Raw genomic sequence first — 20,420 nt, 5'->3', positions numbered from 1 at the left:
CATCATTGAATACGTCGCCGCCTTCAGCCGTAAGATCGTCTTGTACCGTACTTTCCGACTTTGAAACTTCCCGCGGATTGCCTGAAAGCGGGCACCTTGTGTCAAGCAGTTACGCCGCTACGGCTAAAAGGTCCGGTGCGCGGGATTATGCAGTCTGATCTCATGACCGACATTTGAATTCATAGCATAGTTGCGAAGAACTTTTGTTCGAGCGGAATGATGGCGGCCCCAATCGCGCAAGCATCGACGTGCGTTTGCGAAATGATGATCTTGGGCAAGGGGCGCGGTTCCTGCCGCCGGGCATCGTCAAACAGTTCGATGGCGGGAATGATTTTCTGTGCCAGAGTCTTTGGCAGACGGCCGCCCAGCACAATCACTTCGGGATCGAGCAGGGCGGCGATGGCCGATGCGATAAGTGACAAGGGATCGCGGCTTTTTTCGATCCATTCGTCAACGCCCGGCCAATCGGGGTCAAAGTCCGAGACCATTTTCGATATACCATCCAGATCGACGCCTGCCTTGCGGATAGATTGGAGCAGCGTTTCCAGTGTGGGCAATTGAAACAGGCGCCAAGGCAGGATCAGGCCGATTTCTCCGCCATTGCCATGGGTTCCGCGCATCAAGCGGTGATTGCTGACCACCCCGCCACCCAGACCCGCAGCCATGAACACATAGACAAAGTTTGCGTGATCGCGCCCGGCGCCCAGAAAACTCTCACCTATGGCGGCGGCATTGGCGTCATTTTCGACCCAAGCGGGCAGCGAGAGGGCATCGCTGAAGACCTCATCGATCGGCACCATGGCCCAGTCATCAAGCGCGCGGGGTGGATTGTAGCGCGACTTGCCATCAAGGCAGTAACCTGAAATGCCGATACCGACGCCGGTCAGCCGTTCGCGCGCACTGGGCGTCCGGTCCAGAAAGCGCTGCTTGACGCCTCCCAACCGGTCGAACACCGCTTTGCGCGTCATCACAGGCATTGCGACGTAATCGTAATCGACCACGTTGCCCGCAAAGTCCATGAGCAAGACCGACATCGCATCGGTCATCAAAGCAATGCCGAGCGAATAGGCGTATTCGGGTGCAATGTTGATCGTGACGCTGGGCTGCCCTCTGCGCCCGCTTGCCTTGCGGCCCCCTTGGGCCAGCGCGCCGCGATCGACCAGTTCATTGACCAGACGTGAAACGGTCTGCTGCGAAAGTTCGCAATTGCGCGCGATCTCGGGCTGCGTGGTGCCGCGATTGCGCAGCACGTAGCTCAGGATATTCGCCTCGCTTTCGGAGGGTTTTTGGAAATGGTCTTCGTGGGCGTGCACTGTCATCGCACGCACCATCGCAGAACCGGAGCGCGCTGGCAACATTTTCACTCATTATAATACTCATTATGGGTTGTAATAGAATCGAGTGGGTGATAATCGCTAGTCCAACGAAAGTCCCATCAAGGGCTATCAGGTGAGGAGAGTGTCGATGAAGCTGGTTCTGACAGCAGCCATGGCTGGTATTTCGCTGGCGGCCCTGATCCCAACAAACGTGTATGCACAAGCAAGCACGCAGGCTGGTGATCCCGCAGAAACTGAAGGCGCACCTGACGCGGAAATTATCGTTACCGGCACAAGCCGTTCGCGCGTCGCGCTTGATACGCCACTTGCGGTTAGCCAGCTTGGCGAAGATGCTTTGGCGCGGACAGGCGTGACCAGTCAGGCCGACATTCTCAACACCATCCCGTCGATCAAGGCCGATGGCGGTGGCGGCGAAGTTGCGGCCAACATCTTCATTCGCGGCCTGCCATCGGGCGGGCAGTACCAGTTCACGCCGCTGATGTATGACGGTGTGACGGTGCTTTCCTCTTTCGGCCTCAATTCATCGGCTTATGATGTTTACGCGCGCAACGATCTGGGCATCAGCCGTCTGGAATTCGTGCGGGGCGGTGTTTCCAACTTGTTCGGTCCTGGCTCGGTTGCGGGCCTGATCAACTACATCAGCAAATCAGGCGGCGACCAGCTTGAAGGCACGGTCCAACTCGAAGTAGCGCAGCGCGACCGGTATCGCGGCGATGTGGCGCTCAGCGGACCGCTTGGCAACAATTTCTACTTTGGCATGTCGGGCTTTTACCGCATCGACAAAGGCCCGATCCGCACCAATCTGGACACCAAGGGCGGACAGTTTCGCGGCAATCTGGAATATCGTTTCGCCGATGGTAGTGGCAATGTGAAGCTGCTGGGCCAGTATATCAATGACCGGGTCCAGTTCTACCTGCCAATACCGCTGGACGGGCCAACGCGCTCGCGGCTTGCCGGAAATGACGGAAACCTCGTCAATTCGGTGCAAAACGATTTCGCTGCAAACCTCGGCTTCAACACGCCCGGCGGAGGCGCGTTTGCGTCTGACATCGGTGAGGGCGTTTCGACCCGTGGCGGCATGCTTGGGCTGACCTTCGAAAAGGACTTCGGAGATAGCGGTTGGGGCCTCAACGGCCGGGTGAAGTACAGCGATTACAAGCACAAGTTCGGCCTGTGGTCTGATGGCGATGGCGTGATCAACGTGCCTGAAACGCTGCAAAGCTTTTTGACCAATCGCAGCCTTGGCACATTGGCCAATGCGCAATTCACCTTTGCAGGCGGGGGCGCTGTGCCGGCCAATTTCCTGCTGTTTGCCAATCGCATTACCGACCGCGATCGGCCTGTCCATGATTTCACCGCAGAAGTGAACCTTACCAAGAAGTTGCAAACCGGTTCGGTCGATCACGCTTTCACGCTGGGCGGGTTTTACGGCAATGCCAGCGCCGGTGATCGCAATGTGACCACCACATTCCTGGCCGAATTCAACAATCAGCCACGCCTTGTGAACCTGACGATCACCAACCCGGTCACGTCTGCGCAAACCGTGGTTTCGCGCAATGGCTTGCTGAATGCCGGTGCTGGTTATGTAAACAATCGCCACGAAGCAGAGCGCTATGCCGGTTATATCGCCGATCAGATGAAGATCGGGGACCGCGTCAACTTCGACATCGGTTTCCGTGTGGAACACATGCGTGGGGCGATCAGTCGCGAACGCACAGCAACGGCGGTGACTGATGCTGCCACGCCGAACCTGTCAACAGCGCTGCGTGACGTGATCTGGGGCAATGGTGGCTTCCTGACGGGCGATGTGAGCGTGACCGAGTGGGCCTTGGCGGCAGGTGCGCTTTACAAGCTGACCGATGACATGAGCGTTTATGCCAATGCATCGCGCGGGTTCTTCTTCCCCGAACTGCGCTCTGCCGCGTTCCGTCCGTTGCCTGCGGGTACGGCAGCCGATGCCAGCCTTTCCCCCGGCACGCAAAGCTACACTGCCGAGATCATCAAGCAGGCCGAGGTGGGCTTCAAGATGAGTAAGCCGGGCCTGACCATGACGGTGTCCGGCTTCTATACCAAACTTGATAATCGTCGGCAGGTACTGTTCGTCAACGATGGGCAGGGCGGGCTGATTGAACGGGTCAATCTGGTGGGCGCTGAATCGTATGGCGCGGAAGGCACGATCGACGTGCGGCTGGTGCAGAACTTGCGTTTCAACGGCAACATTACCCTGCAAAAGAGCAAGTTCACAGCCTTTGACACCACGCCTGCCAACATCGGCAAGCGGGTCGAGCGGCAGCCGGAACTGCTTTACAACGCCGGACTGTATTATGATGATGGCGCGTTCGATCTGTCGCTGTTCACCAACTATACCGGCCCGAACTTTACCGCATCGAACAACCTGATCGAACTGGATGGCTGGAACATTGCAAACCTTGATGCGGGCTACAAGGTGCCGGTGGCAACCGGTTCGCTGCGGGTGAGCGTCAACGTGTTCAATCTGTTCAACACCGATGCCGTTACCGAAGGATCGCCGCGGCAGGATTCCAACCAAGTCGCCAATGGCGCGTTCTTTGTGGGCCGCCCGGTGCTACCACGCCGGATCACGGGCCGTCTGACGTATAACTTCTGATGCCTTCCGCTACCGCTGCGGACTTGCCGCAGCGGTAGTCTTTGCGCACCATTACCGGACACTGCCGCAAAAGAGGTCTGTCATGCTGCTGCGCGATGAACTGCTGTTGATCTTCACGGCTGGCGTTGAAGCGGCTAGCGCTCCCGCCGCATTGGCGGGCTGCCTTCCCAAAGACGAACCGCAGGGGCGCACGATTGTGCTGGGCTGCGGCAAAGCGGCTGCTGCCATGGCCGAAGTTGCAGCACAGCACTTGTCGGGCGAAGTGACCGGCTGCGTCGTGACACGGTTCGGCCATGGCCCGCGTGGCCATACAGGCGCGATTACCGTGATCGAGGCCAGCCATCCGGTGCCCGACGCGGCCAGCCTTGCCGCAGGACAGCGCATTCGCGAACTGGCTGCGACGGCTCGCGCCGGTGATCGTGTCGTGTTTCTGATCTCGGGTGGCGGATCATCGCTGCTGATTGATCCCTTGCCGGGGCTGACGCTGGAACGCAAAGCGCAGATCAACGATCATCTGGTGAAATCCGGCGTGCCAATTGCCGACATCAACTTCGTGCGCAGCCATCTTTCGCAGGTCAAGGGAGGCCGTCTGGCTGCTGCTGCGGCGGCAGCGGGCGCTGACATGCACAGCTTCATCATCTCCGATGTGGTGGGCGATGATCCGGCGGTGGTGGCATCGGGTCCATCGCTTGCGAGCTTGTTTGATCCGCAGCGGGCGCTCTCCATACTGGAAAGCAGCGGCTGGCCGCTTGATGCAGCGTTGAAAGAACTGGTCATGGCTGGCAGCGCGCCGGACGTTCCGTCCCACCCGGTCCACGTGATCGCCAATGCCGTGACTGCGCTTGATGCAGCCGCCGCTTGTGCCCGGCAAAAGGGTTGGGATGTGATCCGGATTGGCGATGATCTGGGCGGGAATGCAGCGTTTATCGGGCATCGTCATGCAGCCCTTGCGCTTGAACATGCGGCAGCAGGACGCCGCTGCCTTTTGATTTCGGGCGGCGAACTGACAGTGACCGTGCGCAATCGCGATGGGCGCGGCGGCCCCAATCTCGAATACCTCACCGGACTGATGGCAGCCTTGCCAGAGGGGGCCCCGATTGCCGCGCTGGCTTGTGACAGCGATGGTATTGACGGCAGCGAGGACAATGCCGGAGGGTATTTTGACAGCGCATCGCGTGCCACCGCCGAAGCCTGCGAAGCCGCCCTTGCAACGAACCGCAGCTATGACCTGTTTGCGAGCACCGGCGGTCTGATCATGACCGGCCCCACGCGCACGAACGTCAACGATATCCGCCTGATCGCCGTGGGAGAGAAACCGTGAGCCGCAATCCAGTGCTTGACCAGCAGGCCCGCGACATCCTGCAACGCAATGATCGTGGCGGGTATACCGTGCCGACGCATGGGCTTTACCCATTCCAGTGGAACTGGGATTCCGCTTTCGTGGCGCTGGGTTTTGCGGCGTTTGATCGGGACCGCGCCTGGCAGGAGATCGAGACACTGATTTCAGCCCAGTGGGATGATGGCATGATCCCGCATATCGTGTTCCACCAGAACGATGATGGCTATTTCCCCGGCCCCGGCGTGTGGGGCACCGGCAAGACGCCGCCCACATCAGGCATTACGCAACCGCCCGTGCTGGCCACAATTGTGCGCGGCCTATGGGAACAAGAAGGGGCAGACCCGGCCAACCCCCGCATGCGCGCGCTTTATGCGGCGTGCTTGCGCAGCCACCGCTGGTTTCACACCTATCGCGATCCGCTGGGCAACGGGCTGGTGATGGTGACGCACAATTGGGAAACCGGGCGGGACAATTCCAGCGAGTGGGACGATGCGCTTGCGCGGGTCGACACGTCTGGCGTTGGAACTTATCAACGCCGCGATACCGGCCATGTTGATGCCGCCATGCGCCCGAAGCAAAGCGAATACGATCGCTATGTGGCCATCCTCCAGTTCGGCAGGAATTGCGGCTGGGACCACCGCAAAATCGCTGACGATGGGCCGTTTCGCATGGTCGACGTAGGCATGTCGATGGAACTGCTGCGCGCCAACCGCGATCTGTTGGCCATGGCAGAGGCCATTGGTGATGCGGCTGTGGCTGCTGAAATCGGCGACCGGATTGCGCTGTCTGAAGCCGGGATCGATTGGCTGTGGAACGAAGAGGCGGGAGCCTATTGTTCGCGCGATGCAACCACGCAGGAAAGCTCTGGCCTCGTGACTAATGCCAGTTTCCTTGCGTTTTATGCAGGTGTCGGGAGCGAAACGCAACGTGCAAGGCTGATCAAGGCGCTTGCCCGGCTGACCACCAACGCTGACTATCTGTTGCCCAGCCTTGAAGCAGGCAGCCGCGAGTATGATCACCGTCGTTATTGGCGCGGACCGATCTGGCTGGTTGTCAATTATATGGCCGCTATCGGTCTTGCAGAACAAGGCCTGAGCGATTGGGCGGAACGCATCCGCACCGATTCTGCGCGACTGATCGAAAAGTCCGGCTTCTTTGAAAGCTTCAGCCCGGAAACGGGCGAAGGTTCGGGCGGGGATGATTTTTCGTGGACAGCCGCGATCTGGCTGGCGTGGTGCGGCAAGTGATCGCGCGCATGACCGGGCGTTTCGCCAAACCGGCATCGCTCCACTATCCGTGGATGCTGGTAGGCTTGCTATGGCTCGTCTCGTTCCTCAATTCGGCAGACCGCGCCATTCTCAACGCGGTCAAGCCCTTGCTACGCGATGCCTTTGCCATCAGCGATATCCAGCTTGGCGTGATCGATACGGTGTTTTTCTGGACTTACGCGGTTTGCGCCTTCCTGTTCGGGCGCATTGGTGACAGCGTGCGCCGGCGCAACATGATCCTGTTCGGATTGCTGTTTTGGAGCACGGCCACGGGCTTTATGCCGGTGGCCACCGGTTTTGCCATGCTGCTGGGCATGCGCACGCTCGTCGCGGTGGGAGAGTCCACGTATTACCCGACAGCGACAGCGCTGATCGGCGCGTGGCACAAACCGGCGATCCGCAGCCGCGCGCTGGCCATTCACCAGACCGCCGTTTTTGCAGGAGGCGGCTTTGGCGCATGGGCAGCGGGCAAGTTGGCGGATCAATACGGGTGGTCGATGCCGTTCGTGGTATTTGCAGCGCTTGGCATCGTTGTGCTGGCGATCTTGCTGTTCACGTTGCGCGATGATGCGCCCTCCAGCAAGACGCGCATGGGCAAACCTGCGGGAGAGCCGCTGCTCCTGATCCTTGCCAACCCGGCGGCGCTATTGTTGTGCGGGGTGTTTTTCCTGGCCACCGCAGCCTCTTCGGCGGTGCTGAACTGGTGCAACACTTATGCGCACGACGTGCTGGGGCTGAACCTTGCCGACAGTGCTTTGGTAGGGCCGGTGATGATCACCACGGCAGGGTTTTGTTCGGTGCTTGTGGGCGGATGGATGTCTGACAGGTTTGCGGCCAAAAGCCCAACGGGGCGCTTTACGGTGCTGGCGCTGGGGCTTGCTTTGGCGGCACTGTTTCTGCTGCCGTTCCCTTTGGCGGGATCGGTCATCACCGTTGGCGCGTTGCTGTTTGCTACCAGCTTTGGCAAAGGACTGTTCGATGGCTGTATTTACGCCGCGCTTCACGATGTCATGCCCGATGCCGCCCGCGCCACGGCGGCAGGTCTGATGACGATGATGGGCTTTCTGGGGGCTGGCGTATCGACCGTTGCCCTGCCAGCCATTGCCGTCCACACCGGGCTGGCCGCCGGTTTCACGATGATGGCCGCGCTCTATGTCGTTGCGGTTGTTGCGCTTTTGGCAGGGCGTCCGATGATCCGGCGCGTGATGCAGCAGATGCAGGCGGAGACTGCCCGTGCATGATTCGGCCTATATCGGCGGGATTGAGCTTGGCGGCACCAAAACGGTGCTCGCCATCGGTAATTGCGCAGGCACCATTCTGCGCCGTCACACGGTGCCCACACGGGATCCCGCTGCGGTCATCGCCGATGCCTGTGCGTTTTTCAACCAAAGCAGCTTGCGCATTGATGCGCTTGGCGTGGGCGCATTTGGCCCGGTTGTGGTGGACCCCAAGGCGCCTGATTTTGGCCACCTGCTTGATACCAACAAGCCCGGTTGGAGCGGTTTCAACCTGATGGGCGCTTTGGCGCAAGGTATTGCAGCGCCTGCACGATTGGTCACCGATGTGGGCGCGGCGGCGATTGCCGAGCAGCGTCTGGGGGCCTTGCGCGATGTGGATATCGGCGTTTACCTGACCATCGGCACGGGCATCGGCGGGGCTATCGTGAGCAATGGAGAACTGTTGCCTGCACTGCTGCACCCCGAAATGGGGCATATTGCTTTGCATCGTCTGGCGCATGACCGCGCGCCATCCACTTGTGCTTTTCACGATGACTGCGCCGAAGGCCTTGTTGCAGGCCCTGCTATCATGGCCCGCTTCGGGGCGTCTCTCGATCATTTCATGCCCGATAGCGCTGAATTTGCGCTGGTTGCCGACTATCTCGGCCAGCTTTGCAGCAATCTTGTGCTGACGCTTTCACCCCAGCGGATCGTGTTAGGCGGCGGCGTTGGTCTTGCTCCCGGCCTGACCAGCGCCGTCCAGCAGTCCATGGTACGCCAACTGGGTGTTTACGGCCCGCGCGCGACTGCGCAAACAGGCTATCTTTGTCCGCCAGCGTGGGCGCAGGATGCAGGCGTGATCGGTGCGATGCTGTGCGCGGCGGGCGCGGTTTCCAGCACTGCCGCAGTTCGGGTTTAGGGCTGTTCTTCCCACGCAAATTTGAACGATCCGGCGGTCGGGTCAATGCCAGCCAGCATCATACCTTGGCCGCGCGAGGCGTGACGGTTGTCCAGCGGCACATCGGCAGGATCGCGCAACTGGATCAGCAGCGTGGTGCGGGCTTCGTCTGAACGGTTCTGGCCCGATCCGTGAACGGTGAGGTAGTGGAAGAATACTGCATCGCCCGCCTTGGCCGGAACCGGCGTTGCCTGTGCGATGGGGTAGGACGTTGTCGATACATGGTGGTCTTTGCCAAAGGCGGGAAGCGGGCCGAGTTTGTGGGTGCCGGGATAGACGCACAAACAGCCTTTTTCCTCGGGCGCATCGTCAAGGTGCAGGATCACGGCAATCATCGAATGATCGCGATGCGGAAAGTAGGGGTAATCCTGATGCATCGGAAAGGGTGATCCTTTCGCGGGCGGTTTGATGAACATCTTGTTGTGATGAAGCTGCACATTTGGCCCGATCAGGTCTTGCGCGACGCTGGTCAGGCGCGGGTCAGACAGCAAGCGGGTGACCAGCGCCGAGCGGAAATGGACATCGTGGCAATGCGTGATTGCCGTGCCGGTGTTGCGCACGCTGTCCCAAGTGGCATCGCTGTGTCCTTCGCTTTGGGCAATCGCGTGCATTTCGGCCCGCAAGCTTGCAGCTTCGGACTTGTCGAGCATGGCGGGCACAAGGATATAGCCGTTGTCTTGGTAGAAAAGCTTCTGTTCAGCATTAAGCATGGCGGTTGCGCTTCCTCGGAATTTCCATGAAACTGTCCACTTCAACTCGATTGCGCAATTGGTGCAAACGGCTTTTTGTGGTAGAAAATAGAATATGCCGGATTGGAAATTGCCGCTGGAAAATTTGGCGACGATCAAGGTGGCTGGACAGTTTCTGTTGACTGACCGGGATTTCTCAACCGTCCATCAAGGGAACACCCATGCATTGCACCTGCATGGTTACGCCGCTGAAATGCGCTTGGCCGGAGAACACATTACGATCGCGCCCGGCGATCTGACACTCAGTCCGGCCGGAATGCCCACTATGTATAATCTCCCAAAGCCGGGGCGACATTGGTGCATCCACTTTCAGATTGATCAGTGTGGTGGGCCGTCAGCTCCGATTTCTTTGCATCTGGCTGGCTGTGCCCACCTGCGTGAAAAGTTTGCCCATGTCAGTTGGCAGTTCGCCACTGCCAGCGACGATATCGGCTTCCACGCTGCCCGCATCGGAGCGCAGGACCTTCTGCTTTCGGCGGCCCGGCAATCAAACCCTTTGCCGCGAAATGATGCAGCTGCCGCTGCTGCCCAGTTCATCGACAATCACTTCGACCGACCAATAGGCCTCAAAGAGATTGCGGCGGCGGCAGGACGATCACAGGTGCACCTCAACAGAGTGTTTCGGCAGAGGTTTGGCATAACAGCTTTGCATCGCCTGCTGCAACGCCGGGCCGAACACGCCCGATTTCTGCTGGAGTCGACTGACTTGCCAATCTGGCGAGTTGCAGAACGGTGCGGCGTTCCCGATGCACAGCATTTCAACAAATTTGTGAAGTCCATGCTGGGCTCTAGCCCAAGTGGGGTTCGCATAAAAACCAGTGCAAAGATCGTTGATCCAGACCGGTGATCAGCAAGAACAAAATAGGCGAGAGTCGCGTGTACTGACGGATCCTCTTGTTTTGGCGAGCGGCAGCATTCTAGGGCTTCGTCAAACGAGACGGCGTTTGCTTCCGGCGGCAGCCACCAGGATTACGACGTTCGCTCCGTTCTTCGTGATCGCCTCTTTGGGCCAATAGCCGACAAAGACAAGGCGAGCAGGACCTCCATTTTGCAAGAATTCACGGCGACAGGCGGTTGACGTCTTCTAGGCAGCTTGCAAAGGCAGCGTAATGGCTTCCGAAAAGACACTGAATGCCAAGAACCTTGCCGGGCTTGGCGCCGAACGCCTAGCGGCACTGGTGCTCGAACTGTCTGTAGGCGATGCTGCGATGAAGCGTAGGCTACGACTTGAACTTGCCAGTCGCAGCGGTGGAGCGGATGTTGCGGCAGAAATACGCAAGCGGCTTGTGACAATTGCCAAGGCGCGTTCGTTTGTCGATTGGCGCAAGATCAAGGCGCTAGCGCTCGATCTAGAAACGCAGCGGATCGCGATTACGACGTATGTTGCGCCCGCTGCACCGGCTGAGGCATTCGACCTGTTATGGCGGATCCTGGCGATGGCACCTTCGATTCATGAACGGTGCGATGACGGAAATGGTACGATCAGCAACGTGATTGCCATTGCGCGAGCCGACCTTGGCGCGATTGGTGAGAGAGCAGGACTTGCATCTTCGGCGCTGGCGGACCGGGTGTTCGAGGGAGTTGTCGCCAATGATTATGGCCAGTTCGATGGACTGATTGCGATGCTGGCCAAACCACTAGGCCGCGATGGGTTGGAACTGCTGAAGGCCAAATTCGAAAAGCTGGCTGCGCAACCGCCGGCGCGCTCCAAAAATGCCGAACGGCGGATGATCGGGCATGGATTGAATGGGCCTTTGTATGAAGATGATTTTGCAGTTCACCATCATACCCGGATGGTCCAATCCGCTCTGACTGAAATCGCCGATGCATTGGGCGATGTCGATGGCTATGCGGTCCTTTTTTCAGCGCAAGAGCGCTCCAACCCCGCAATTGCTGCACGGATTGCCGAACGCATGTTGGCGGTGGGGCGGGCTGACGATGCCATGGCAGCGCTCGCACTGGCCGCGCCCGATTTTCGCAAAGGCGGGCATTGGCCCGCTTGGCAACGGGTGTGGATCGATACGCTCGATGCAGTGGGACGCGGCGAGGACGCACAAGCCGAGCGCTGGGCTACATTCGAGCGTACGTTGAATGCCGAATACTTACGCGCACATATCAAAAGGCTACCCGATTTTGATGACGAAGAGGCAGAAACTCGGGCGCTGGCCCATGTCAGCCAATCGGCAGATTTCCATCAGGCCCTAGCGTTCCTCATCAACTGGCCTGCTCATGATCTTGCTGCAAACCTGGTTATGGCGCGCCAAGGCGAACTTGATGGCAATTGCTATGAGTTGCTGACCTCCGGAGCCGAGGTGCTGGAACTGCGCCATCCCCTTCCCGCGACCCTGATGCTGCGGGCGATGATCGACTATTCGTTGATCCACTCTCGGACCAAGCGCTATGGCCATGCCGCCCGCCATTTAAAGACGTGCGAGCATCTGGCGAAACGCATCGAGGATTTTGGCGATAGGCGGGATCATGCTGCCTATGTGGCGCATTTACGCACGCTGCATCGGCGCAAGACCGCCTTTTGGAGCACATAGCGCGGATATGTCGCTCTATTCGCTGTAATATGAACCTTATGCAAGCCGGTTGTCTTAGGGTCAGGACCAAACAGGTCAACACGCAATATGTAATTCGTCTGTTGAGCAGGACCCCGTCAATTACGGCTGGGCTTAGATCAGGTATCCCATTGGATAAGGTGGCTTATATCGGTACGCTCATCAGGTTTGCGGCCCGTGGTGGCAAGGCGCTGGACCGATAGATGGCCGCCGGTTTGGCTGAACTTGGTAAGGACTTCTATCACGCGATCATAATAGGTGCTTTCAATCCGCCAGACCCCGCCTTCGCGGCGATAAGTGTCGGTATAGATTGCGGTGCCGAAAGTGTGGTCATCCTTTTCGAGATCGATGAACACGTCTTGCAGGTACCAAATGCCGGTGGCGGTATTGTCGCCGGTGATCGCCACTTCAGGCATGATCCCGATATGCATTGCCGCTGCGCCCGAATGGAACGAGTTGGCGAGGAATTCGAGCATTGCCGCGCGGCCTTTGAGCGACACTTTATAGGTGCCGCCGTTATAGGTGCAGGCGACATTTTCGACGAATATATCGGCCAGAAGCGCTTGATCTCCGGTATCGATGCCCCGGAAATAGCGGTGCTTGAGGATCTTGATTTCCTCGATGTCGGACAATTGTTGCAGGGTGAACGGCATGGCGAATCAGGCTTTCTGTTCGTTGGCATAGAGTGCTTCGGCGCGTGCCTTTAACGCGCGGCCGGTGTCATCGAATGCGCGTTTTACCCATGGTCCGGCAAAGCGGAACACGTGGATACCATTGATGCCGAGGAAGGCATCGGTGCTGAAGTAGCGGCAGCTTTCGGGACCTGTCGGTTCGATCACCTGATCGCGACGGGCAGGGTAGGGCCATTCTTCACTGTGGATCATCGCCCATGACAGCAGGCGTTCGGGTTCATTCGCGCAGATGAATTCGCAATTGGGCACAATACTGCCGGGTACGGCATAGTTCATTAGTTTCATGTGCACCGCCGCACCCATCTCCAGCGTGGATTCGGCTTTGACGCAAAACGGGTTCCATTCGTTATAGTGCGCCATATCGGTCAACACCGCCCATACCATGCGGGCAGGGGCGGCGATTTCTACCGTATCGCTGACGGTGATGGCATCAGGATCAAGTCCTGATACCGGATCATCGGCGAGCGAAGGGTGGCTGTTCATCCAGTCGAGCAGCATGGCAGGCTCCCTTATGCTGCGACCCAATCGCCGCCGTTGACATCGAGCATTGCGCCGGTGATTTCCGAGGCATAGTCCGAAAGCAGAAAGTAGACCGCTTTGGCGCAATCGGCATCACGCGGGATATGGCCCACCGGGATTTCGCTGGCACGCTGGGTGCGGAAGGCATCGGCACCTTCGCCAAGGCCCTGAATAAAGCCTTCCAGTGGTGCGCCCATCATCCAGCCCATCAGCGCGGTGTTGACGCGTATGCCGGTGCCACCGAATTCGACTGCGAGATGCCGGGTCATGTGATTGAGCGCGCCCTTGGCCATGCCATAGCCACCTTCACCCGGCATCGGCTTGCGTGTGCACAGGGTAGAGATGTTGACGATGGAGCCTGAGCCTTGTGCTTTCATTGTCGGGTAGATGGCCATCGCCATGCGCAAAGCGCCTGCTGCGCCCACGTTGAATGCCTGTAGTACCTGTTCGACATCATGTTCGATCAGCGGCCCCCAATCAGGGTGATAATAAGCCGAGTTGATCAGGCCGTCGATGCGACCCCATTTGCTGACAGCGGCCTGTGCGGCGGCCTTGCACTGGTCCATGTCAGTCACGTCGAGCGGCACGGCGATGGCTTCGCCTCCTGCGGCGACGATTTCCTGCGCCACTTCTTCGATAGCTTGCTTCGAACGCGCGGTGATGACGACTTTTGCGCCTTCACGCGCTGCACCGCGACAGGCGGCTTGCCCCATGCCGGGGCCTGCGCCTGTCACGATGACGACCTTGTCTTTCAGGATCATGTGCTTCTCTCCCGGTATGGCGCGTGGACTTTTGTCCGTTTTTTTTTGCGCTGGTGTTTGCGAGGGTATCAGCCCCCGCGTTGTTTGATGATATCAAGCGCGACATCGACGATCATATCTTCCTGACCGCCCACCATCTTGCGGCGGCCCAATTCGACAAGGATCGTGCGCGTGTCGATACCGTATGTCTCGGCGGCCTTTTCGGCGTGACGCAGGAAACTGGAGTAAACCCCGGCATAGCCAAGGGCGAGCGTTTCACGGTCGACCCGCACGGGGCGGTCCTGCATCGGGCGCACGATGTCTTCGGCGGCGTCCATCAGCATCATCACATCGCAGCCGTGGTTCCAGCCCTTGCGGTCAGCGGCAGCGACGAACACTTCGAGCGGCGCATTGCCTGCGCCCGCGCCCATGCCGGTAAGGCTGGCATCAATACGCACCGCGCCGCACTGTGCCGCGACAATCGAGTTGGCAACGCCCAGCGAAAGGTTGTGGTGGGCATGCATGCCGCGCTGCGTTTCGGGCTTCAACACGCGGTCATAAGCTTCAAACCGTGCGCGCACGCCGTCCATATCGAGCGCGCCGCCGCTGTCGGTGACATAGATGCATTGCGCGCCGTAGCTTTCCATTAGCAGGGCCTGCTTGGCTAACAGTTCAGGCTCGATCATATGGCTCATCATCAGGAAGCCCGAGACGTCCATGCCGAGATCGCGGGCGATGCCGATGTGCTGCCTTGACACGTCTGCTTCGGTGCAGTGCGTGGCGACGCGGACCGAGCGCACACCGATATCATAAGCGCGCTTGAGTTCCTCGACCGTGCCGACGCCGGGCAGGATGAGCGTGGTGAGCACACAAGTGGTCAGCACCTCTGCCACGGCTTCAAGCCATTCCCAATCGGTGTGTGCGCCAAAGCCATAGTTGAAGCTGGCGCCCGAAAGGCCATCGCCATGCGCCACTTCGATGGCGTCCACGCCCGCTTTGTCGATGGCGCTGGCAATCGCCTTGACCTGATCGATGCCATACATGTGGCGGATGGCGTGCATGCCATCGCGCAGGGTGACGTCCTGGATATAGAGCTTGTCGCCCGCTTCCACGTTGAAGGTTGAGGTCATTGTCCGGGTCTCCTTCAAGCGGCCGCTGCGGCCATGCGGCGCGCTGCGAGCAATTCGCCCGTGGCTTTGGCGGCGGCGGTCATGATGTCGAGATTGCCCGAATAGCTGGGCAGATAATCGCCCGCGCCTTCGACTTCGAGCATGATCATCGATTTGACGCCGGAGAATTCGCCCTGGCCGGGAATCTTCAGCTTGTTGTTATCGCCATAGCGTTCGAACTGGACTTCCTGTTTCAGGCGATAGCCCGGAACATACTTTTGCACTTCGGCCACCATGTCCTTGACGGACTGGCGGATTTCATCTTCATCCGCGCCTTCCGAAAGCGTAAACACTGTATCGCGCATGATCATCGGCGGTTCGGCGGGGTTGAGGATGATGATCGCCTTGCCACGCGTTGCGCCGCCCACTTCCTCGATGGCGCGGGCGGTGGTGCGGGTGAATTCATCGATATTGGCGCGCGTGCCGGGGCCGGCAGAGCGCGAGGACACGGACGCCACGATTTCAGCATAGTGCACTTTGCCAACGCGGCTGACCGCAGCAACCATCGGAATCGTGGCTTGTCCGCCGCAGGTGACCATGTTGACGTTCGACGCGCCAAGGTTGGCTTCCATGTTGACTGGCGGCACGATGAAGGGGCCGATGGCGGCAGGCGTTAGATCGACCACCTGAATGCCATCGGCGCGCAAGGCTTCGTCATGGGCCTTGTGGGCATAGGCGCTGGTAGCATCGAATGCGATGCCGATGTCCTTGTACAGCGGGTGCTTGAGCAGACCTTCAAGGCCTTCGTGGGTGGTGGCGATGCCGTGTTTGCGCGCCATGGCGAGGCCTTCGGAGTTTTCGTCGATGCCCACGACAATGGCCAGTTCCATGTTCTGCGGATATTTGATCATCTTCATCATCAGATCGGTGCCGATATTGCCCGAACCGATGATTGCGGCCTTTACGCGTGCCATTGAGTGGTCCTTACACGAAGTTCGCAACGCAGGTGCCCAGAGGGCCATCTGCATTGCTCAAGGTCATTTCGAAACGGTCGCCTTTGATCGCCGGGGCGAGGGGGACCAGGCTACCCGACAGGATCACATCACCTGCATCCAGCGTGACGCCATAAGCGCCAAGGGTGTTGGCCAGCCACGCCACCGCCTGTGCCGGATCACCTTGCACGGCATGGCCATAACCTTCTGACAGCAGCTCGCCATTCTTGGTCACGGCAACGTGCAGATTGGGCAGATCAAGCCCTGTGGGGGCAAGTCGCTCCGTGCCTATCACATAGACGCCGCAGCTTGCGTTGTCCGAGACGGTATCTATGATTTTGATCTTCCAGTCGTCGATCCGGCTATCAACGATTTCAAAGCAGGGCGCGACGCTTTCGGTGGCGGCCAGAACATCGGCAGCGGTTATGCCGGGGCCATTGAGGCTGCGTTTTAGGATGAACGCGATTTCAGCCTCGGCGCGCGGAGCGATCAGGGCCTTGGCGTCAATATCGATGTCGCCTTCGACATGCATCCAGTCGGTCAGGAAGCCGAAGTCCGGCTGGTGCACGCCCAGCATATCCTGCACGGCCTTGCTGGTGACGCCTATTTTCTTGCCGACGACCCGTTCCCCATCGGCCACCCGGCGCGACAGGAAATCAAGGTTGATGGCATAGGCATCGTCGAGTGTGAGCGACGGGTCCTGATCGATCAGCGGGGCAATGGTTTTACGCTGGCGCAGGGCATCATAAAGCGCCGCTCCATAGGTTTTGATCTTATCGGCGGGCATTGAGAAACTCGACAGCATAAGCGTTGAATTCAGCGGCGCGTTCCACCTGCACCCAGTGGCCGGTGCGGGCAAAAGTGATCGCACGGACATCGGGGCAGTGATCAAGGAAGCGGCGTGCGTGTGCTTCGGGGCAGAACTCGTCGTTCAGGCCCCATAGCACGAAGATGGGCTGGGTGATTTCGGGCAGGCGTGGCGAAAGATCGGGCGTGCGCATGCGCATCAGTACATCCTTGGGCTGGGTGCGCGCCACTTCAAAGCGCTCTGCCACCAGAGCATCTGGGATGTTAGGGGCAAAATCTGGGTGGACCAGATTGCTGACAAGGCGCTTCTGTTCCGCCAGATTGAAATCGGGGCTGCCGAAGTTTGACATCATCTTGGCAATGCCGGGCATGACGAAATAGCTTTCGCGCTCTGCCACGCAGCCTGGTGCCATCAGCACCAGATTTCGGGTGAAGCAGGGGTGATCAAGCGTCATTTGCAGGGCAATGCCGCCGCCCAGCGAATTGCCGACGAGGCTGGCCGAAGTGACGCCAAGGCCAAGCAACGCTTCATAAAGTGTGTCGGTGAACAATTGCAGCGTGTAATCAACGCCCTCAGGCTTTGATGATCCGCCATAGCCGATCAGATCAGGCAGGAGAACGCGGTAACCGGCATCAACGAATGCCGCGATGTTCGAGCGGAAGTTTGAGGCGCCCGATGCACCCGGACCGCTGCCGTGGATGAACACCACGGCAGGCGCAGATGGATCACCCGCCTGCGCTATGACTATGTCATAGCCGCCCGAAACGCGGTGGGTGGTTGTGGTAATTTCGGCCATGAATGCGGCTCCGGTCAAAGAAAAGTAAAGCCCGGCGCTTGCCCGCTCATCGCGCCAACCACATCGCCGGTGCGATTGGCCGGATCGTTGGCAACGTGGGCGCGACCGGCATGCAGATCAAGCCACGGTTGCAGGATCGGGCTGGAATTGTAGATCGCACGGCCGCCCAGAAGCTTGACCATATCATCGACCAGATCGGCCATGCGGCGCACCACACTGGCCGAGTTGTAGGCATAAAGCGTGCGCTTTTCCATCGGGATCGGTTGCCCAAGCTCGGCAATATCCATCAGGTCTTCGAAGGTTACGCGCAGGGTTGTTTCCATTTCAGTGACTTCGGCGTGGGCGCGGGCGATAGCGGCCATCAAGAAGGGATCGTCCTTGGATGCTTTGCCGGTGTTGGTCGAAACGCGCGAAGCACCGATTTCCCGCGCAGCATTGATCGCAGCACGTGCGCCACCAAATGCAGCGGTCGAGACCGATCGCATGAACACTTGTGCCCAAGGCAGGGTGTAAAGCGGACCGGTGTTGGTTTCCTGCCCGGGATTGGTGCAAAGGAAACCATCGACCGAACGGTGTGTGCGGTGTTCGGGTACGAACACATCATCAACGATAACATCGTGGCTGCCGGTGCCCTGCAAGCCGAACACGTGCCAGCAATCTGTATCGATCACATAATCGGAACGCGGCAGCAGGAAGGCCCGCATTTCTGGAGCGCCACCTGCGATTGCAGGCGGAACCAGTGCGCCCAGCACGACCCATTGGCAATGAACCGAGCCGGTGGAAAAGCCCCAGCGACCCGACAGGCGGAAGCCGCCCTCAACCGTGGTTACTTTGCCGACCGGCTGATAGGATGACGAAACCAGCGTGGCGGTGTCATCGCCCCAGACTTCGGCTTGCGCTTGTTCATGGAAAAGTGCGATTTCATAGGGGTGGCAACCGACCACGCCATACATCCAGCCGGTGGACATGCAGCCTTCGGCGAGGGCTTTTTGCACATCGTAAAAGACGTTCGGGTGCATTTCGTAGCCGCCCCAGCGCTTTGGCTGGAGGATACGGAAAAAGCCCGCTTCGTGCATTTCAGCAATCGAAGCGGCGGGCACATCGCGATCGGCAACGCATTGGTGTGCGCGTTTTTGCAAGGTCGGGATCATGGCGCGGGCGAGGGCCACGAGTTCACTTGCTGAACGGAGCGCATCTGCACGCGGCATAGCAACTGCGCTGGCCATTTTTCGAACCCCCTCCAAACCGAATCGCGAGGCCCATATGGCGCGCCGCATTCGTAATTAAAGATTGCATCGGATACGCAAATCGTCAATTAAAAACCCATATCTCTTTTGATAATGTCAGATTTTGCGTGTTTTTGGCCACTCAGGCTACACAGGGTGCCTTGCCGCAATGTTCAAGGCATTTTGGCCGGAGAGCGCGTTGAACAGCAGTGTGTGGCAATTGCCTTTTTGGGCAAACAGGTGATTTTTCGAGTGTTAAACTGGCAAATTATCGACTATTTGCCAACAGAATCAATTTATGCGTAAACAATGGCTTTTTAAGCTACGCATGTATTCTTGGGGAGTTGAAGGCATGGCGATCTCGGGCAAGACACTGGATCTCGTCGCGGCGCATGGATCAGAAGGCCGCAAAGCCCGCCGCATATCCGATGCGGTGGTGTCGGCGCTGCGCGAGGACGGGTTCTTCCGCCACTTTACACCAGCGAGCCATGGCGGGCGGGAAGGAACCCCGCAGGATTTCTTCGTCGACCAGATTGCCATTGCCGAACGCGATATGAGCACGGCCTGGGCGCTGGGCATCGTGGCGGTCCACAATTACCAGATCGCGCTGATGGCTCCGCAGACGCAGGACGAAGTCTTTGCCGATGGCCCGGATGCGATGATCTCCAGCTCTTACAACCCGGTCGGGGCCAAAGCCGAAGCGGCAGACGGCGGTTTCATGCTGTCGGGGCGCTGGGGTTGGTCAAGCGGGTGCCTGCATTGCAACTGGGTGTTGCTGGGCGGCGTGATCCCCGGCGATGGTTATCGCACCTTTTTGGTTCCCGCCAGCGATTACCGGATCGAGGATACCTGGCACACGATGGGCCTTCAGGGCACTGGATCGAATGACATCGTGATTGATCAACCCGTGTTTGTGCCCGAGCATCGCACGCACAAGCAGATGGATGGTTTCAACTCTGTTCACCACCAGACAAGCGCGGCCTATGACCTGCCATGGGCGCAAGTGTTTATTCGCGTGGTCAACACCAGCGCCATTGGTGCGGTGCGCCATGCGCTGACGCTTTTCAAGGATCGCGTCGGCCTGTCCTCTACTGATATGAGCAAAAGCGCGACGGATCCCGACGTGCTGGACCGGATTGCGCGCGCATCAAACCTTGCGGAAGAATGCCTGACTGTCATGGTTAGCAATTTCAAGGCGATGGAAGCGGCGCAGTGGAAGCCTTCAATCGAAGATCGTGTCCGCTACCGCTATCAGGCCAGCCTTGTGGCGGATCGCTGCATTGAAGCGATGGACCTGTTGATGGATGTGGCTGGCGGGCGCTCGGTCTATAGCGACAGCGCGTTTCAGGATCTGTGGCGCGATGTCCGCATGTCACGCGCGCATGTGGCCAACAATCCGGTCGGCTTTGCCCGCAATTACGCTACCGTGCTGATGGGTGGCCAGAACGCCGATTACTTCGTGTGATACGGCTGGGGGGGGGGG

Annotated in this window: 18 protein-coding genes; 8 read left to right on the top strand and 10 right to left on the bottom strand. The window is 59.0% G+C overall.

Annotated features, from left to right (window positions below; translation table 11 throughout):
* Positions 1-179: 179 nt before the first annotated feature.
* On the bottom strand, positions 180-1,358 hold the full coding sequence (locus IP81_RS14940; protein ID WP_054108814.1) for an ROK family transcriptional regulator: 1,179 nt from the start codon (positions 1,356-1,358) through the stop codon (positions 180-182).
* Between the two features lie 106 nt (positions 1,359-1,464).
* Between IP81_RS14940 and IP81_RS14935 the strand changes: the two genes are divergently transcribed.
* From IP81_RS14935 to IP81_RS14915, 5 genes are all read left to right on the top strand, one after another.
* Positions 1,465-3,963 (top strand): TonB-dependent siderophore receptor, encoded by a 2,499-nt coding sequence (locus IP81_RS14935; protein ID WP_054108813.1) that lies wholly within the window; start codon positions 1,465-1,467, stop codon positions 3,961-3,963.
* Positions 3,964-4,045: 82 nt separating this feature from the next.
* Positions 4,046-5,284: a glycerate kinase gene (locus tag IP81_RS14930; protein WP_054108812.1), complete on the top strand. Its 1,239-nt coding sequence runs from the start codon at positions 4,046-4,048 to the stop codon at positions 5,282-5,284.
* Positions 5,281-6,549: a trehalase family glycosidase gene (locus IP81_RS14925; RefSeq protein ID WP_197274654.1), complete on the top strand. Its 1,269-nt coding sequence runs from the start codon at positions 5,281-5,283 to the stop codon at positions 6,547-6,549. The genes IP81_RS14930 and IP81_RS14925 overlap by 4 nt, the downstream gene beginning before the upstream one ends.
* Positions 6,510-7,811 carry an MFS transporter gene (locus IP81_RS14920; protein WP_054108811.1) on the top strand — a complete coding sequence of 434 codons (1,302 nt, stop codon included), beginning with the start codon at positions 6,510-6,512 and terminating at the stop codon, positions 7,809-7,811. The genes IP81_RS14925 and IP81_RS14920 overlap by 40 nt, the downstream gene beginning before the upstream one ends.
* Positions 7,804-8,706 carry an ROK family protein gene (locus IP81_RS14915; protein WP_197274653.1) on the top strand — a complete coding sequence of 301 codons (903 nt, stop codon included), beginning with the start codon at positions 7,804-7,806 and terminating at the stop codon, positions 8,704-8,706. Before IP81_RS14920 ends, IP81_RS14915 begins: the two co-directional genes overlap by 8 nt.
* On the opposite strand, the gene IP81_RS14910 is transcribed toward IP81_RS14915, so the two are convergent.
* On the bottom strand, positions 8,703-9,455 hold the full coding sequence (locus IP81_RS14910; protein ID WP_054108810.1) for a phytanoyl-CoA dioxygenase family protein: 753 nt from the start codon (positions 9,453-9,455) through the stop codon (positions 8,703-8,705). The genes IP81_RS14915 and IP81_RS14910 overlap by 4 nt on opposite strands.
* Before the next feature lie 94 nt (positions 9,456-9,549).
* Between IP81_RS14910 and IP81_RS14905 the strand changes: the two genes are divergently transcribed.
* The gene (locus IP81_RS14905; protein ID WP_054108809.1) at positions 9,550-10,341 is read left to right on the top strand and encodes an AraC family transcriptional regulator; all 792 of its coding nucleotides are present in this window, start codon (positions 9,550-9,552) and stop codon (positions 10,339-10,341) included.
* Between the two features lie 262 nt (positions 10,342-10,603).
* Complete coding sequence (locus IP81_RS14900) at positions 10,604-12,037, top strand: DUF6880 family protein (RefSeq protein WP_054108808.1); 1,434 nt, start codon at positions 10,604-10,606, stop codon at positions 12,035-12,037.
* A 137-nt stretch (positions 12,038-12,174) separates the two neighbouring features.
* On the opposite strand, the gene IP81_RS14895 is transcribed toward IP81_RS14900, so the two are convergent.
* From IP81_RS14895 to IP81_RS14860, 8 genes are all read right to left on the bottom strand, one after another.
* Positions 12,175-12,708: a nuclear transport factor 2 family protein gene (locus IP81_RS14895; protein WP_054108807.1), complete on the bottom strand. Its 534-nt coding sequence runs from the start codon at positions 12,706-12,708 to the stop codon at positions 12,175-12,177.
* Positions 12,709-12,714: 6 nt separating this feature from the next.
* Positions 12,715-13,245 carry an SRPBCC domain-containing protein gene (locus IP81_RS14890; protein WP_082356200.1) on the bottom strand — a complete coding sequence of 177 codons (531 nt, stop codon included), beginning with the start codon at positions 13,243-13,245 and terminating at the stop codon, positions 12,715-12,717.
* 11 nt (positions 13,246-13,256) lie between these two features.
* The gene (locus IP81_RS14885) at positions 13,257-14,027 is read right to left on the bottom strand and encodes an SDR family oxidoreductase (protein ID WP_054108806.1); all 771 of its coding nucleotides are present in this window, start codon (positions 14,025-14,027) and stop codon (positions 13,257-13,259) included.
* Between the two features lie 68 nt (positions 14,028-14,095).
* The gene (dmpG, locus tag IP81_RS14880; protein ID WP_054108805.1) at positions 14,096-15,136 is read right to left on the bottom strand and encodes a 4-hydroxy-2-oxovalerate aldolase; all 1,041 of its coding nucleotides are present in this window, start codon (positions 15,134-15,136) and stop codon (positions 14,096-14,098) included.
* 14 nt (positions 15,137-15,150) lie between these two features.
* Positions 15,151-16,089 (bottom strand): acetaldehyde dehydrogenase (acetylating), encoded by a 939-nt coding sequence (locus tag IP81_RS14875; protein WP_054108804.1) that lies wholly within the window; start codon positions 16,087-16,089, stop codon positions 15,151-15,153.
* 10 nt (positions 16,090-16,099) lie between these two features.
* Positions 16,100-16,894: a fumarylacetoacetate hydrolase family protein gene (locus IP81_RS14870; RefSeq protein WP_054108803.1), complete on the bottom strand. Its 795-nt coding sequence runs from the start codon at positions 16,892-16,894 to the stop codon at positions 16,100-16,102.
* On the bottom strand, positions 16,881-17,711 hold the full coding sequence (locus tag IP81_RS14865; RefSeq protein WP_054108802.1) for an alpha/beta fold hydrolase: 831 nt from the start codon (positions 17,709-17,711) through the stop codon (positions 16,881-16,883). Before IP81_RS14865 ends, IP81_RS14870 begins: the two co-directional genes overlap by 14 nt.
* Before the next feature lie 14 nt (positions 17,712-17,725).
* Positions 17,726-18,937, bottom strand: coding sequence for an acyl-CoA dehydrogenase family protein (locus IP81_RS14860; protein WP_054108801.1), 1,212 nt, complete (start codon positions 18,935-18,937; stop codon positions 17,726-17,728).
* A gap of 352 nt (positions 18,938-19,289) precedes the next feature.
* On the opposite strand from IP81_RS14860, the gene IP81_RS14855 reads away from it, so the two are divergent.
* Entirely contained in the window at positions 19,290-20,402 is a 1,113-nt protein-coding gene (locus tag IP81_RS14855; protein ID WP_082356203.1) for a flavin-dependent monooxygenase, read from the top strand.
* Positions 20,403-20,420: the final 18 nt, after the last annotated feature.

Source organism: Novosphingobium sp. AAP83 (assembly GCF_001295795.1).
GTDB lineage: Bacteria > Pseudomonadota > Alphaproteobacteria > Sphingomonadales > Sphingomonadaceae > Novosphingobium.
This window is presented reverse-complemented; position numbering and strand designations above follow the sequence as displayed.

Excerpts from the sequence above, each read along its gene's own strand:
- IP81_RS14865 (WP_054108802.1), bottom strand. The coding sequence starts at position 17,711 with ATGGCCGAAATTACCACAACCACCCACCGCGTTTCGGGCGGCTATGAC.
- IP81_RS14935 (WP_054108813.1), top strand. The coding sequence starts at position 1,465 with ATGAAGCTGGTTCTGACAGCAGCCATGGCTGGTATTTCGCTGGCGGCC.
- dmpG (WP_054108805.1), bottom strand. The coding sequence starts at position 15,136 with ATGACCTCAACCTTCAACGTGGAAGCGGGCGACAAGCTCTATATCCAG.
- IP81_RS14900 (WP_054108808.1), top strand. The coding sequence starts at position 10,604 with ATGGCTTCCGAAAAGACACTGAATGCCAAGAACCTTGCCGGGCTTGGC.
- IP81_RS14875 (WP_054108804.1), bottom strand. The coding sequence starts at position 16,089 with ATGGCACGCGTAAAGGCCGCAATCATCGGTTCGGGCAATATCGGCACC.
- IP81_RS14860 (WP_054108801.1), bottom strand. The coding sequence starts at position 18,937 with ATGGCCAGCGCAGTTGCTATGCCGCGTGCAGATGCGCTCCGTTCAGCA.
- IP81_RS14895 (WP_054108807.1), bottom strand. The coding sequence starts at position 12,708 with ATGCCGTTCACCCTGCAACAATTGTCCGACATCGAGGAAATCAAGATC.
- IP81_RS14905 (WP_054108809.1), top strand. The coding sequence starts at position 9,550 with ATGCCGGATTGGAAATTGCCGCTGGAAAATTTGGCGACGATCAAGGTG.
- IP81_RS14885 (WP_054108806.1), bottom strand. The coding sequence starts at position 14,027 with ATGATCCTGAAAGACAAGGTCGTCATCGTGACAGGCGCAGGCCCCGGC.
- IP81_RS14855 (WP_082356203.1), top strand. The coding sequence starts at position 19,290 with ATGGCGATCTCGGGCAAGACACTGGATCTCGTCGCGGCGCATGGATCA.
- IP81_RS14890 (WP_082356200.1), bottom strand. The coding sequence starts at position 13,245 with ATGCTGCTCGACTGGATGAACAGCCACCCTTCGCTCGCCGATGATCCG.
- IP81_RS14930 (WP_054108812.1), top strand. The coding sequence starts at position 4,046 with ATGCTGCTGCGCGATGAACTGCTGTTGATCTTCACGGCTGGCGTTGAA.
- IP81_RS14870 (WP_054108803.1), bottom strand. The coding sequence starts at position 16,894 with ATGCCCGCCGATAAGATCAAAACCTATGGAGCGGCGCTTTATGATGCC.
- IP81_RS14940 (WP_054108814.1), bottom strand. The coding sequence starts at position 1,358 with ATGTTGCCAGCGCGCTCCGGTTCTGCGATGGTGCGTGCGATGACAGTG.
- IP81_RS14910 (WP_054108810.1), bottom strand. The coding sequence starts at position 9,455 with ATGCTTAATGCTGAACAGAAGCTTTTCTACCAAGACAACGGCTATATC.